This window comes from Streptomyces sp. NPDC055025 (assembly GCF_053608565.1).
On the sequence record NZ_JBSGVS010000027.1, the window covers coordinates 1 to 14462 of the forward strand.

The window sequence follows — 14462 nt, forward strand, 5'->3', positions numbered from 1 at the left end:
GCGCCGGCGCGGCGGGCGGGGCGGGCGCGGCCCGCCACGGGGGGCGAGCCGCGACGGGCCGAGGAGGCCGAGGCGGCGGAGGCCGGACAGCCCGCGAAGTCCTGACCGGGGACCCGAGCGCCCTGACCAGGGAAGGGGAGAGCGCCCGCTTGACCGGGGGAGCGCCCTCACTCACCGGACGGGCCGGACGACGGCCCGTCCGGCGGTGGTTCCGTGTCCGGCGGTGGTTCCGCGTGCGGCAGCGGCCCCGGGTCCGGCAGCGGCCCCGGGTCCGGCAGCGGTCCCGGGGGCGGGAGCAGTACGGTGTCGAGCCGCCGCAGGCCCTCCCTCACCGTGTCGGCATCACGGGCGAAGCCGAGCCGGAAGCCTTCCCCGGAGCCCATGGTCTCCCCGGGGGTCAGCAGCAGGCCGGCCTCCAGCGCCCGGCGGCACAGTCTCAACGAGTCCTCGCCGGTGCGCAGTTGCACCCACGCGAAGGGCGTACCGTCCGGCGGCACCAGACGCACGGCGTCGGGATGGCGGGCCGCCCACTCCTCCACGAGCCGCAAGCCCGGGGCGCACAGCCGGTGGTATTCCCGTACGTAGTCCTCGTGGCGGTCCAGCGCCGAGCAGGCCAGGGCCTCGCACAGCACGGAGTTGGCGATCGAGGTGAGGAACTTCCGTTCCGCGCACGCCTCCGCCACCTCCGGCGCGCCGTACATCCAGCCGGTGCGCAGCCCCGGCAGGCCGTACGTCTTGGACAGGCCGGAGACCGAGATCACCCGGTCCTGGCCGACGGCCGGGGATCGCGACAGGTCGATCGCGTACTCCTCGTCGACCAGCAGATAGGCGTCCCGCTCCGCCACCAGGGCGGCCAGCGCGCGCACTTCCCGCTCGCCGACCCGCCGGCCGGTGGGATTGCAGGGCGAGTTCAGCGCGATCAGCCGCAGCCGGTCATCGGCCGCGGCGGCCACGGCGGCGGCGTCGACGGCCAGGTCGGGCCCGTACGGCAGGACCGTCACCCGCGCGCCGTGCCGGGGCGGCAGGTCCAGGAGCGGCTGCCAGCCGGGGTTGAACGCGATCACCTGGTCGCCGGGCCGCAGCAGTACGTCGAACAGCAGGAACAGCGCCTCCTGCGCGCCGTGCGTGACCGTGACCGACTCGGGCCGCCCGCCGTACAGTCCGGCGATCCGGCCGCGCAGCTCCGGTGTGCCCCGGTCGGTGCCGTAGTCGAGCCTGAGGCCGGCGGGGACCGTCAGGTCGGACAGGACGCGGCTGGGTACGTAGCTGTTGCCGAGGTCGATGTCATAGCGGCCCGCCGAGTCGACGAACGTCCAACGGGCTATGGAGTAGACCGACCTCGCCGGGGTTCCGGCGCCGGCGGGCGTCATGCCTCGGTCCCGTGGCCCGCCGCGACACCCGTGGCCCCGTGCCCCGCCGTGACACCGGCGGCCGTCCCGCCGGGCTTCCCGTCCGGTACGTTCGGTATATCCGGTTCGGCGGGTGTGGCGGGCACGGCGGGTACAGCGGGCACGCCGAGACGGGCGCGGAACCGTGGTGCGAGGGTTCCCGCCGCCACCTGCTCGACAGGGCCGGACAGGGTGATCCCGCCCTCGGCGTCGATGCCCGTCTCCACGACTCCACCGGGCATCAGCACCCGTACCGAGCGGTCGACCAGGCCCAGAGCGTGGGCCGCGCCGACCGAGGCGCAGGCGCTGCTTCCGGAGGCCAGGGTGTAGCCGGCGCCACGCTCCCAGATCTCGATCTCCACCGTCCGGCGGTCGACAACCCGCATGAACTGCACGTTCGTGCGCTCGGGGAAGGCCGGATGGCCCGCGATCAGGGGGCCCCACTCCTGTGCGAACGCGGCGGACACCTCGGGCAGCGGGACGACGGTGTGCGGGTTGCCGTTGTTCAGACAGCTCACCCGGAACTGTCGGCCGGCCACCTCCAGCGGCCGGTCGAGGACCCGTCCCGTCAGCTCCGGAGCGGGAACGTCAGCGGCCTCGAAGCTGGGCCGCCCCAGGTCCGCCCGCACGATGCCCGCGTCCAGGTCCTCGATCCGCACCGAGGTGTCACCGGCGAGGGTCCGGATGACGAACTCCCTTCCCCCCTGGTGGTATTGGGACAGGTGGAGCGCGAAGATGCGCAGTCCGTTGGCGCTCCTGCCGCAGACGGTGCCGTCGGAGTTGAAGATGCGCAGGACGACCGGCTCACCGGCCCGCACGGGGCCGACCGGACCCAGCAGCACCCCGTCGGCGCCCACGCCGAAGTGCCGGTCGCACAGCAGCCGCGCGGCCCGGGATGCGGACGGCAGACCGAGCAGGTCGATCCGCAGGGGATCGACGACCAGGTAGTCGTTGCCCAGGGCCTGGTACTTCACGAAGTCGTGCACGTGCCACCTGCTTCCGGGAGTCGTGACGTGTCCGGCCGGCTGTCGCCCGACCGTGCGGGCCGTACGCCGACATGTGACAGGCGTGCGGCGTGCGGCCCAGGCGGTGCGGCCCCAGGCTGTGCGGCCCCGAGCGGTCCGGTTTCGGGCGGTCCGGCCTCGGGCGCGGTACTCCTCCGGGCGAGGTCCGGCCCTGAGGAGTACCGCGCCGAGCGGTCCGGCCCCGCGCGCCGCCTACATCGCCGACGGCTCGGGCGCGTTGTTCAGGGCGGCCTCGTCGTGGTCGTCGCCGTACCACTTCTCACTCCAGCGGGAGAAGGCGACGATAACGATGTCACGATGCCCGGGACCACCGTCGGCCGAGAGCACGTCGGTGACATCGTGGGCGATGGCCCGGTCGTCCAGCAGCACGGCCTGCCCGGCCTCCAGGGTCCCGGTCCAGAACGGCTCCTCCGCGCCGCCGGGCTCCCACAGCCGGGTCAGGCCGCCGCCGACGTTGTTGCGCCGCAGGACAGCGATCATGACGAACTCGTGCCCGTCGTGGTGCACGCCCTCCGGGGTCAGCGGACCGGACTTGTCGCCGGTCGCCCGGGTGCGGTTCTGGTGCACATTGATCTGCCAGTCGTCCTGGGTGTCCAGGGGAAAGCCCTCGGCACCGGCCCGGATGAGCGGCGTGAAGTCCACCTCGATGGGCAGGTAGCCCCGGCGGATACCACCGGCGACATTGTTGAACTTCTTGTACGTGGTGTAGTCCCGGTGCGGCAGGAGCGAGAAGGTCCAGCCGGCGCCCTCCGTGAAGCTCATGCGGTACTGCGAGAACCGCTTGTACCGGGTGCCGTTGCCCATGTACTCGTCGACCGGGCAGTTGTCGTAACTGTCCAGCACGTTCTGCTGGACCGCCGGGATCTCGATAACCGAAAAACGCTGGGCAGTCAGTGGCATAAGGATCGCTCTTCCTTCCATGGGGCTTGTTTCCGAGGGTCTTTCCAGAGGCTTCCGGAGATTCCGTGACTTCCGTGACTTCCGGGATTCCGGTGGAACCACCGAAGGATTTCGGTCCGGTTCGGCCGACGGCTCAACGCGCGACGGCGCGGTGCTCCGCCTTCTCACCCGAAAGGCGTTCCGACACCTCGGCCAGCCGCTCGTCGAGATAGCGCGCCGAGCTGTTGAGCCGCCACAGTGCCCCGCGGGCGATACCCAGCCGCATGAATTCCGAGGGCGCCGACGGCTTCACGATGTTGTGGAACCAGCCCGCCGCGTGCTGGGCGTCGACAGTGATGTGCAGCCGGTGATAGACGATTCCCACGTCCGGCAGACCGAGGCGCTCCCACGCGCTCACCACCTGGACGAAGCGGTCCGGAACCAGCCATTCGGTCATGCCCAGGAAACCGACGGCCTCCGGGTACCGGTGCCGATACCGGCTGAGCAGCACGGCGAGATTTCCGCTCAGGAGGGCGGTGCCGGTCAGCGACTCCTCCAGCTCCTTCTCGGAGACCTTGAACACGTCGAAGATCTGGTTGAAGAGATGGGTGTGGACTTCCGCGGGCTTGCCGTTCCCCATCTCGTCCCAGAAGTTGGCCGCGATCTCCATCTTCGCCGGGCCGCTCGTCCCCACCTGCATCAACGCCAGCAGGTCGTCGAACCGGCCGTCGACCACGGACTCCTGGATCATGTAGGTGCGGACATCCGCCTCGGTGGCGTGGTTGCGGATGAAATCCATGTAGTACGGATGCTTGAACACGCGGTGCTGCCGGGCCTGTTCCTTGAGCCAGGACAGGAACTCACCTGGCTCGGAAGGCAGGTCCGCCAGCAGGGCGGCGTCCAGCTGACGGTCCTCACCGCGCAGCGTCGCCCGCTCCAGCAGCCCGGTCACCTCGTGGACCGCGAGCGAGCCCTCCGCCGTCGGAGCATCCGGGATGCGCAGGATCAGATGGTGGAGGCGGGACAGCAGGAGCTGCTGGTGATAGAAGCTCTCCGAATCTCCGGACAGTGCTTCGTCATTCAGCTCATTGACTGCCGCCAGTATTCTGTCACGTTCCTTTCCCGTGAATCTCCGGTCCACTTCTTCGGCCGGTTTCGAGAGCCAGCCGGATATCTCCTCGACCAGCGCGAATGAGTCGTACACGCGCGCCCCCCTTCGATTCGTGCGCCATTTTCCAGAAGTACTTGCAGCGATTCCCGGCCAAGTCGTCATTACGGTCCTGGTATGGCCGCAAACGGACTTGCACCGAACGGCGATCGCTGAACCCAGGAAGAATCTCAGGTGGTTGTGGCGCCTGTGTGGCTGGACGGTGGCGCGTATGCCTGGCACCATAGAAGCCGCCGGAACGCCCATTTGGTGCGGGATGTCCGCTCCGTGCTGTACGCAGTGACCACAGCGATGCTTCGACGGGACGCGAGATGGGGACGCGATATGGCAAAACAGGCGGAAGGTCCGAAGTTCCATTTACTCGGGCCGCTGCGCGTGCTGTACGGCGGAAGGGAAGTTCCCGTACCGGCCGCGAAGTTACGGATCTTGCTGGCCTCGATGCTCCTACAGGCCAATCAGATGGTTTCGGCTGACGAATTGGTCGCACACCTGTGGGGTGAGAACCCTCCCACGGGCGCGCACACCACACTCCGCTCGTACGTCATGCGATTACGCCGGGTCCTGCGCCAGTCCTCCGACGAGCGGCCTGAGCCGATCCGGACCCTTTCGGGCGGATATCTCGTGAACGCCGACGAATCTCAGCTGGACCTGCTGCGTTTCCACAGCACGCTGGCGACGGCCCAGCGTGTGGGCGCGGAAGGCGACCAGGGACGGGAGAGCGCGCTGCTGCGCGAGGCGCTGGGCCTGTGGAGCGGGCCCGCCCTGTCGAACGTACCCTCCGACTCCCTGCACCGCGATTTCGTCCCGGGCCTCGCCGAGCGCCGCCACAGCGCGCTGGAGCAGCGCATCCACCTGGATCTGGCACGCGGGGCGCACCGCGAGGTGATCGCCGAACTCCAGGACGTGGTAAGGGAGTGCCCGTGGCGGGAGCGCTTCTGGGCGCAGCTGATGCTGGCACTCTACCGGCAGGGGCGGCAGGCCGAAGCGCTCGACGCGTTCCAGCAGGTCAGTGAACGGCTGCGGAACGAACTGGGTATCGCCGTCGGGCCGGAACTCCGGTGCCTGCACCGGCAGATCCTCACCAGCGACCCGGTGCTGGACCTGCCCCCGCGCTCCACGGCCACGGCGGCGACCGGCGCCGTTCCCGCCGAACTTCCCCTGGAAACCTGCCACTTCGTCGGCCGTCGGAAGCAGCTGAGCCAACTGCGTGACCTGCCCGCAGCCGAGACCCGGCGCGCGACCCACGCGATGGTCGGCGCGCGGGTCTGTGTCGTGGACGGGATGGCGGGCGTGGGCAAGACCGCCTTCGCGGTGCGTCTCGCCCATCAGCTCGCTCCCCGCTTTCCGGACGGGCAGCTCTTCGTCGACCTCCAGGGATTCGCCCGGTCCGAGTCCCCGGTCGAGCCGGCGACCGCCCTGGAACTCATCCTGCGGTCGCTCGGCGTCCCCGGCCCCGGACTGCCGTCGACCGAGGGCGCTCGCGCGGCGCTGTTCCGCAGCCTGACGCGGGACCGGCGGATCCTGCTGGTGCTGGACGACGCCGCCGACGAGGCACAGGTCCGGCCGCTGCTGCCGGCCGGGTCCGGCTGCCGGGTCATCGTCACCAGCCGTCGCCGGCTGGCCCGTCTGGACCACGCGCGACTGCTGACCCTGGACGTCCTGGCACAGGACGAGGCCGTCCAGCTGTTCAAGGCCGTCGTCGGCCCGCGCCGCGTAGGAGCCGAGCCGGTCCAGCTGCTCAAGTCGGTCGTCCGGCACTGCGGGGGACTGCCGCTGGCTCTCACACTCGCCGGCGCCCGGCTGCGCGCCCGTCCGGGCTGGGACCTGAGCCATCTGGCGGAAAGCCTGGCCTCGGGCGATCCCCTCGGCGCCTATGGCGTCGCCCGGTCCCTCCAGCTCTCGTACGTACGCCTGTCCGACCCCCAGCAACGGATGCTGTGCCTCCTCGGGCGGCGCCAAGGACATGACATCGACGGTCGGGCCGCCGCGCTCCTCGCCGGCATCACACCTCGCGAGGCCGAGACGCTCCTGGAGAGCCTCGCCGACGCCAATCTCCTCCAGGAGCCCGCCGCCGGCCACTACCGCTTGCACCGCCTGGTCCAGGAGTTCGCGGCCGGGCGGGATCAGGCGCTCGCCGGTGGATGACGAGCTCCGCGTGCGGTACTCAGCCGGGGGACGGGGAGGGGGCGGGCCGTGGACGAATGCACTGCAGGTCCCGTTCGTATACGTCCCCCAGGGAGTCGGTGACCTGAACCCTGATATCGAGTACGGACAACAGCTCGAACGCTCTGGGGCCCAACGCGAGCAGTTCCAGCCCCTCCCGGGAGCCGGCCGTCATGGGTATGGCCGCGCCGGAACCGAGGTGGAGAAGGAAGAAGTCCTGGTCCCAGTCGAGGCCGAGGGCCTTGATACCGTCGACAGCCGTGTGCCAGGACATCCATCCGGATGGGAGGTCCGCTCGCCCCGTGTACTGAGGAGAGGCTCGCATCCGGTAGGACACGGAACGGACCACGGATCGTCCCCCACCGGCGTTGACCAGGACGACCGTTCGCCGCGAATCCGCGATCATACGGCTTCCGCCCACGCTGCCCGACCAGCTCAGCACCGGCTGGAGAGTCTGGGACAACTGGGCCCGGGTCACGATGATGCCGGTCAACAAGGCGACAATGGCCGCACACGTGGACGCGTCGAGCAGGGTGAAGCGCCAGGGCCATGTGCCGCGGTCTTCCTCGGAGAGATTGGCTTTGACGATCTCCCAGATCAGATCGGCGAAGACGAGAGCGAGAAGGACTCTGGGGAGACGTAAGGTCCGGGCACTCGTCGACACCCTGCGTTGTGCCCACACCGAAGTCTCTCCCACAGGTCCCCCCGGCTCCTGATACCCCAACCTTCAGCATGCGATGGCCGGTTCCGGGACGCAATCCCTCAGCGGACAGGGGCCTTGGGCGGAAGACCCCGGTTTCCTGACCGGTTTCCTGACCTCGTCAGAACAGGGGCGGCGCGGCCTTGAAGTCCTCACCGCCGTAGAGCGACTCGTATCGAATCTCGATCACCAGGCGTCGGGTGATGAGTTCCCAGAACCGGCCGTGCTGGTCTTCGCTGAACTCATCAAGATGCAGCAAGAAGGCGGACTGCCCGGCAAGGACCACGGCACCCGGGCGCAGGGAGTAGGCATTGGGCCGCACGGGCAGCGATGCCGCGACGCGTTCTTGCGTGTGGTAATTCCACTGGCCGATGTGTTCTCCGTCCAACCGCACCACAGAGTTGGTCACGATGGCCGGCCCAAGTCCGGCGTTGATGAGCAAGATGCCTGTCTTGCGCTCTTCGTGCCCCTTGACGCGTCGCATCACCAGCAAGGGCCTTACGGACTGGTGGTTGTGTGACCGTACGGCTCTGGTCTGCACGTAACTGACCCAGAGTGCCGCGAGCGCGATGACTGTCGCCGCCGTGGCAACGATCGTGTCCGAATCCACCTGCCTGCCCCCCCACAGTCCATCGAGACCCTCGCGACGATCGGCCCGGACGGGACAGTTCGTCGACCGGTCGGAGCACCTCCCGTGGTGAAACTGCCCTGAGTCGCCGCCTCGTACTCGGCTGTGCCCCCCTCGGGATCGTCCGCCGAGACGGCACCAATCTCCCGAGACAGCACGGCTACTCTGCTCGGATGGCTGAAGGTGGGGGCTTCGGAGTGCTGCTGGAGCGGCTGGCCGAGCGCAGGCAGTTGGATATCGGTGTGCTGGGCCGGTCGGCTGACGTCGCCGAGTCTGAACTCCTGAGCGTGTTAAGGGGCGGTGAGCCGAGCCCATGCCTGCTGCGGCGGCTCGCGCCCGCCCTTGGGCTGCACACATCAGACCTCTTCGTGATCGCAGGTGCCGACGTACCCGACGATCTTGTTCCTGCTGATCCCAAGGCCGGATGGCACGTTCCCCATCTGGTCCGGCGCGCCGTTGCCCTGCCGCCGGAACAAAGGAACGTCCTGCGCCGGTTCGTGGCGTCAATGCCGAGGGAGGAGCGTGCGCGGCCCGTTCGCGGACCGCTGGCGTACGAGCAGTACCCGGACGGTCCTGGCGCTGTGCTCGTGCGCCTGGTCCGCAACCGCAACCTTGGCTGGACAGCCATGGCCAAGACGTTCCTTTTGGTCACGGACCGCTACTGGTCAGCTGCCACCTACGGAGAAGTAGGGCGTGGCACCATCCCCCTGACCGCTGACCTTCTCGCGGACTTCTGCGCCGTTCTCGATGTCCCCTCCGATGACCTGGCGGCATTGACCGGCATCGCTCTGCCCGCTGTGTCCTTACATGCGAAACCATCCGTTGCCGGCGTAGCCGAGCTCATCTGGGATGTGCGTGATCTCACCGAGAGGCGGCTTCAAGAGATCGGAGACCTCGCGGGATCCATGGAGTTGTAACTGCCGAGCCGGGTGGGTCGGCGCTTGAGCGCGCGATGACCCCTGCCGTCAGCGCTTCGGGTCGGGAATCGAGGCGGAGTGCTTCATGTACTCGTCCAGAATCGGGCCGGCCGGAAAATCGTCGGACCAGGGCTTGGTCGGACCGGGCAGATGGATGATGCGGGCGCCCGACATCTCGTTGTGCTGTTCCGCGCTACCACGGGCCTTTATACCTTCCCCGAGCATTCGGTTCCAGCGGCTTTCCAGGGGGGTCCAGCAGTCGGCGGCGGCGACATTGAGCGCGTCTTGATCCGGGTACGGCAATGTGCCGTACTTCCGCTCAGCGTAGGCGAGGGTCCGTTCCCCCAACTCATGTCTTCTGGCGGCCTCGACATCGAAGAGCAGCACGCCGGAGTTGAAGTAACCGGTATCCGATCTCTCGATCTCAGGAAGATGCGTTCCGTTGACGAAACGATCCTGCACGGCACCGAGGCACTTTCCGGCGAGATCCGTCGCGAACAGCTCCTCCACGGGACCGGTCACCAGGGTGTCCGAATCGAGGTAGAGAACCTTCTCGGCGTCGACGGGAGAGTGGTCCGGCACGGCGATCTTCAGATACATGGCCTCCGACACATGCCGAGCGCCCCGCGCGCCCACCGCACGCCCCGATCCTTTGATGGGCGGCACCCGCACCATTTCGACCTGACCCACCCAATTCCGCAACATGGCTACGCGGTTGTCCGGCAGCCCTGAATGCATCACCATGATCGTCGGCGGTGAACTCCATGGCTGTGCGGTGATTGATCGGATGGTGACCGCGGTCGGTCGTAGATAGGCTTCGTCGCACGCCAGGACTATATAGAACGGTCCCGCTGTCATCTTTTCTCCTCACATCGCTCGCGGGTTGTCCGCCGGCGACTCCGGGTGATGTGTGTCCTGGTACTTGGCGTGCTCCAGTTCCTCTCCCAGTGACCGCCAGATCTCCGCGTAGCCATGAACGAGTTCGGCTATCGGGCCGCGACAGTGGGGCGGCAGCGCTTCGACGATCCGATGTTTGTCACGGGCGGCGACGGCACACGCGTCCAGCATACGAAGAACGGTCCGCCCCACATCGTTGAAGCGCAGCGACGGATCCTTGCGGAGTCTGTCGGATATCGAGATCAACTGGGCGACCGACTTGGCCTTCTCGCCGTAGGCGGGATCGTTGTGCAACACGGTGGAACCCGAACGCCGGCTCTTCTCCTTGGTCTCCCGTTGTTTCTGGGGGACAGGCGCGACACCGCGCCGCAGGCGGTCCCGTACATCCGCCGCTGTCGCCGGTGAGATACCGGCCGCCTTCGCGATCTGGCGGAGAGACGCCTCGGGATCCTGCTTGATCAGCGCGCTTGCCCGTTCGCGGCCCTTCGCGCCGTTGAGCGGCCTGGACCGGCCGTCACGCCCCACTCTGCAGGGGACCGCTTTCGCGCTCCCGGCAAGTCGGTCGCGTATCTCCGACGCCTTCTTCGCCGAGATACCGGCGACGAGCGCGACCGCCCGGTCGGACCATTGCGGATGGAATCCGAAGATTCTCTCCGCGGCGGCCGTGCGATCCGTCAGCGACAGCGGAAGGCCATGCGCCATGTTCACCGCGACGGAAAGAAGAAAGACATCCTCATCGCGCCCCTCGTAGAAGTGGGCGGGAATATGGTCCTCTCCTCGGAGCTGGGCCGCGCGGACGCGATGCATACCGTCAATGACTCTCATCGTGCCGCGGTGCACGATGATCGGCGGCAGCGGAGACTCCGTCTCGGCCAGTATCTGTACGTGTCTGCTGTTCTCGCCTAATCCGCGAGGAGAATCCGCTTCCAGCAGGGAGGCGATGGGAACCAGCTCGACGAGTGATTTCTGGATTTCCTTCGTGTAGAGAGCCATCAAGTCGGCCGGATCGTCAAACGCGACTTTTTCTGTTCGATCGACAGCGCTCACCAGTACCCCTTACGCAAGGAACAGTGTGGACTATCTCGTACTTTTGCCCGGTGCTATGGAGACATGGCATGCCTCTTCCGCCGCCTTGCCAGTGCCGCCGGCTGCCCACGGTGGGCCGGAAAGACCATCGAAACGGTGAGCAGGGCCACGCGGAAGAAACAGGGAGTGGAGGTGATGTGTGGGATTCTTGGGCTTTGCCACATGTGTGCGGACATGTCGGCCGCGTCGGTGATCGCGGCTTCGGGGCGGTCATCGCCCGGACGGACGCGGGAGTTCGGTCGTGAAGTCCTGTGTGAGGGACGACGTGATTCCATGCCGTCGGCGTGTCGGCCGGCCGCGGACATCGCGGCACGCCGGACCGAGATGAATCGACCGAATTCCCGGCACGTTCGGGCAGCCCGATGGGGTCCTGCTACCCACCCGTAGCCGGTCCGGTGAAACCGACGGACCGGCCGGAAGTGCCTACGGGTGAATCGGAAGCGGTCCTCGGGCGTCGTGCGGAACAGATGGATTCATGGCCCGGGTGCGTCAGGGCGGCCATGGCGCGTCAACATAGTCGACGCCGTCTGCTTTCCTCCGTACTGCCGCCGTCGCCGCGTCCGTCCGCCGAGCCATGGTCGAGCGGACGGATGATCGAGGAGCCTTCGGCCAGTCTGAGCGCCGGAACCGGAATTTGATCGTTGTGACCCATATGTGACTCACGCCTCTCTCATACGGTCTTGGGCAGTACGGGCGTTTTCGTGCATCGCGAAACCTGGACCGACGCCCAACCGGACGCGGGCTCAAGGAGATCCTGCACATTCTCACTTGAACACAACTGTCTCTTCCGTAACAGTGCGTAAATCAAGCCACCGGACACCGTCGGCTCACCCCGAGCGTGTGGCGGGGAAGCGCCCAGGGGCTGCGGCGATTCCTTCGTTCTGCCGAGTGACCGGATCCGTGCCCCCGGAGCCGGGGCCGGAGCCGGGGGCGGCCTCAACCGCTGACGCCCTGGTAGCTCCGCAGTGCGAGCACCCACATCCCCCGGGTGATCGCGACCGAGACCGCCGCGAGGGCGGCAGCGGCGAGCACCGTGGCCCATCCCTGGTGTCCGAGGAGGGCTTCGGAGGGCACCGTGGTCAGGAACGCGACCGGCACCACGGTCTTGAACAGGAAGCCGACCGTGCTGCCGTAGAAGTACGTGGGGTAGCGCGAGATCTCCAGGATCGCGTGGACGAGATCGTCGAGTCCCTTGGACTGAACCGTCCACAAGGTCAGGGTCTGCAGGCCGAAGCTGAGGCAGTACAGCAGGACAACGGCGGCTGCCAGCAGGCAGATGAACTGGACGACGTCTTGGAGGGAGGGAACGTACCCGACACGGACGAGCGCGTACACGGCCAGCAGGATTCCCCAGCCGCAATCGGTCCAGGAGACGGCGTTGATGTAGCGGAAGCTGACGAGGAACTGGGTACTGATCGGCTTGACCAGGAACAGGTCCAAGGTGCCCTGTTGGATGTACTGGGTCATACGCTTCATATTGGGCTGGAAAAGCGCCTGCCGTACGCCGTTCACGGTGAAGAACAGCGCGAGGACGAGAAGCGCCTCGTCGAAGTTCCAGCCGTGCAGCGAGGGCACGTGGATGAAGAACAGGCGCAATCCGACAATGGCCCAGATCATCCAGAAGAGGCTGAGTACGACACCGGCTGCCAGATTGCCGGAGTACGACATCTCGGCAGCCGTGCTGTCCCGGTGGAACACCCGAAACGCGCGGACATAGTCGCCCAGCCGGCGGATCCTCGACCTGAAGACCGGTTCGGGACCGGCCATTTCAGGCACCGACCGCCGAGTACTGCCGCAGCCCGCGCCGCCACAGCACTCGATAGATCAGCAGGGCGACGGCGGTCCAGACAAGTCCCGCGCCGAGTCCGCGCAGGCCGGCCAGGACGGCGGCATCGCCGGTGAGCAGTTCGACCGGGGTGCCGAGCGTGGCCTTGAAGGGAAGTACGGCGGCCAGGTCCTGAAACCAGTGGGGGAGCAGTCGCAGCGGAGCGACTCCGCCTGCCAGGAAGGATCCGATGCCTGTCCACAGGAGGGTGATGCGCTGGACCTGGGTCAGCCAGAAGGCCAGCATGCCGATCGCGGTTGCCATGAAGAAGTTCAACATGAAGCCGATCAGTAGTGCGGCGATCCCCAGAAGGAATTTCAGCGGATTCCCCGGATAACCGCCCGTGACAAGCAGGACGATGATGAGCATGGGGATTCCCGCGCTCGCCGCGAGGGCCCTGCGGCAGAGCTCCTTGCACAGCAGATGATGCACCGGATCCGCAGGACGGAGAAGCATCGAGGACAGCGTTCCCAGCCGAATGGCGTCGTCCCACACCATGGAAATAGAGGTCACGCTGACTTGGGCGACAACCGCGGCCGTCACGTAGTACCGTACGAAGAAATTGGAATCCAGGCCGTTGACCGAACCCCCTTGCTGCTGGGCGATCGTGAGCCATACCCACATCATGAGCAGCGGGAAGAACATCCTGAAGATGTCCAGCCACACCCGTCCCCGATAGGCGACGCCGTCGCGCCAGGACACCGGGAGGAGCCCCCCGTACAAACGGATCACTTCACGCATTCGTATCGCCGGCCAGGAGAGTGGATGCGGAGCCCTTCCCGTGCATCTCGCCGACGATCATCTCCCGCAGTACATCCTCGACAGCCGGAGGAGTAACGGTCAGGTCGGACACCTCCAGGCTGCTCAGCAGTGTCGACGCGGCGTGGGCGGCGAGCTCCCGCGGCGCTCTGACACACAGCACCTCGCCCTCCCACCAGACCGCCGAACAGCCCGGAAGCGGCGGCGGTACGGTGTGGGGAGTGCGGCAGCGGATCAGTACATCCGGGGCGGCCTTCGCGACCAGCTTCGCCAGATCGCCGTCGTAGCGGACCCGGCCCCCGTCGATCAGGAGCACCCGGTCGCTCACATCGACGATATCGGACATGTCGTGGCTGGTCAGCAGCACGGTGGCGTGCCGCTTCCGCCGGTACTGGGCGACGAACGTCCGGAGTGCCTGCTGGCCCTCGACATCGAGTCCGAGTGTGGGCTCGTCGAGGAACAGCACCCGCGGCTCGTGGAGCAGCGCGGCGGCCAGCTCGCACCGTGTCCTCTCGCCGAGGCTGAGCTGGCGCACCGGTTTGCTCAGCAGCGGTCCCAGACCGAGCAGTTCGATCAGATCGTCCAGAGTTCTGCGATACCGCGCGTCCGGAATCCGGTAGATGGCCTTGTTGGCCAGAAACGTGTCGACAGGAGGCAGGTCCCACAGCAGTTGATTGCGCTGGCCCATGCTCAGTGTGATGTCGCGGAGGAAGTCGGCGGACCGTCTGTGCGGAGTATGGCCGAGGACTTTCACACGCCCCGCGGTCGGATGAAGCAGACCGGAGAGACATTTGAGCACCGATGTCTTTCCCGCGCCGTTGGGCCCCAGGAATCCCACGATCTCGCCGCGGCCGACGGAGAAACTCACGCCCCGTACCGCTTCGACCGTGCTCTTCCGCCTTCGTGCCCGGCGCATAGCCATCGCGTTTTCACGGACCCGTACCCGGTAGGTGACCACCAAGTCCTCCACGTCGATACAACTGTCGCCGTGTCGTCGCTCCGGGGCGTGACTGTCCCTCATGGCACC

General features: G+C 67.3%; 13 protein-coding genes. 2 read left to right on the plus strand and 11 right to left on the minus strand.

The window, feature by feature from the left end:
• Positions 1-167: 167 nt before the first annotated feature.
• The 4 genes from ACWGDX_RS18135 to ACWGDX_RS18150 form a co-directional block, all read right to left on the minus strand.
• On the minus strand, positions 168-1370 hold the full coding sequence (locus tag ACWGDX_RS18135; protein ID WP_453626677.1) for a pyridoxal phosphate-dependent aminotransferase: 1203 nt from the start codon (positions 1368-1370) through the stop codon (positions 168-170).
• Positions 1367-2374: a diaminopimelate epimerase gene (gene dapF, locus ACWGDX_RS18140; protein ID WP_453626679.1), complete on the minus strand. Its 1008-nt coding sequence runs from the start codon at positions 2372-2374 to the stop codon at positions 1367-1369. Before dapF ends, ACWGDX_RS18135 begins: the two co-directional genes overlap by 4 nt.
• A 231-nt stretch (positions 2375-2605) precedes the next feature.
• On the minus strand, positions 2606-3313 hold the full coding sequence (locus tag ACWGDX_RS18145; protein ID WP_453626681.1) for a 2OG-Fe dioxygenase family protein: 708 nt from the start codon (positions 3311-3313) through the stop codon (positions 2606-2608).
• Between the two features lie 133 nt (positions 3314-3446).
• Positions 3447-4496 (minus strand): iron-containing redox enzyme family protein, encoded by a 1050-nt coding sequence (locus tag ACWGDX_RS18150; RefSeq protein ID WP_453626683.1) that lies wholly within the window; start codon positions 4494-4496, stop codon positions 3447-3449.
• 288 nt (positions 4497-4784) lie between these two features.
• On the opposite strand from ACWGDX_RS18150, the gene ACWGDX_RS18155 reads away from it, so the two are divergent.
• Positions 4785-6605: a BTAD domain-containing putative transcriptional regulator gene (locus ACWGDX_RS18155; protein WP_453626685.1), complete on the plus strand. Its 1821-nt coding sequence runs from the start codon at positions 4785-4787 to the stop codon at positions 6603-6605.
• A gap of 19 nt (positions 6606-6624) precedes the next feature.
• Here the strand turns inward: ACWGDX_RS18155 and ACWGDX_RS18160 are convergent, their stop codons facing one another.
• Positions 6625-7320 (minus strand): hypothetical protein, encoded by a 696-nt coding sequence (locus ACWGDX_RS18160; protein WP_453626687.1) that lies wholly within the window; start codon positions 7318-7320, stop codon positions 6625-6627.
• 124 nt (positions 7321-7444) lie between these two features.
• Positions 7445-7933 (minus strand): hypothetical protein, encoded by a 489-nt coding sequence (locus ACWGDX_RS18165; protein ID WP_453626689.1) that lies wholly within the window; start codon positions 7931-7933, stop codon positions 7445-7447.
• Between the two features lie 215 nt (positions 7934-8148).
• Between ACWGDX_RS18165 and ACWGDX_RS18170 the strand changes: the two genes are divergently transcribed.
• Positions 8149-8868 carry a hypothetical protein gene (locus ACWGDX_RS18170; protein WP_453626691.1) on the plus strand — a complete coding sequence of 240 codons (720 nt, stop codon included), beginning with the start codon at positions 8149-8151 and terminating at the stop codon, positions 8866-8868.
• A 48-nt stretch (positions 8869-8916) separates the two neighbouring features.
• Here the strand turns inward: ACWGDX_RS18170 and ACWGDX_RS18175 are convergent, their stop codons facing one another.
• The 5 genes from ACWGDX_RS18175 to ACWGDX_RS18195 form a co-directional block, all read right to left on the minus strand.
• Entirely contained in the window at positions 8917-9726 is an 810-nt protein-coding gene (locus ACWGDX_RS18175; protein ID WP_453626693.1) for a glycosyltransferase family 8 protein, read from the minus strand.
• A 9-nt stretch (positions 9727-9735) separates the two neighbouring features.
• Entirely contained in the window at positions 9736-10812 is a 1077-nt protein-coding gene (locus tag ACWGDX_RS18180) for a transcriptional regulator (RefSeq protein WP_453626695.1), read from the minus strand.
• A 975-nt stretch (positions 10813-11787) separates the two neighbouring features.
• Positions 11788-12618 (minus strand): ABC transporter permease, encoded by an 831-nt coding sequence (locus ACWGDX_RS18185; protein ID WP_453626696.1) that lies wholly within the window; start codon positions 12616-12618, stop codon positions 11788-11790.
• A 1-nt stretch (position 12619) separates the two neighbouring features.
• Positions 12620-13417 carry an ABC transporter permease gene (locus ACWGDX_RS18190; RefSeq protein ID WP_453626698.1) on the minus strand — a complete coding sequence of 266 codons (798 nt, stop codon included), beginning with the start codon at positions 13415-13417 and terminating at the stop codon, positions 12620-12622.
• A complete protein-coding gene (locus ACWGDX_RS18195; protein ID WP_453626700.1) occupies positions 13410-14456 on the minus strand; it encodes an ABC transporter ATP-binding protein in 1047 nt (348 codons plus the stop codon). Before ACWGDX_RS18195 ends, ACWGDX_RS18190 begins: the two co-directional genes overlap by 8 nt.
• Positions 14457-14462: the final 6 nt, after the last annotated feature.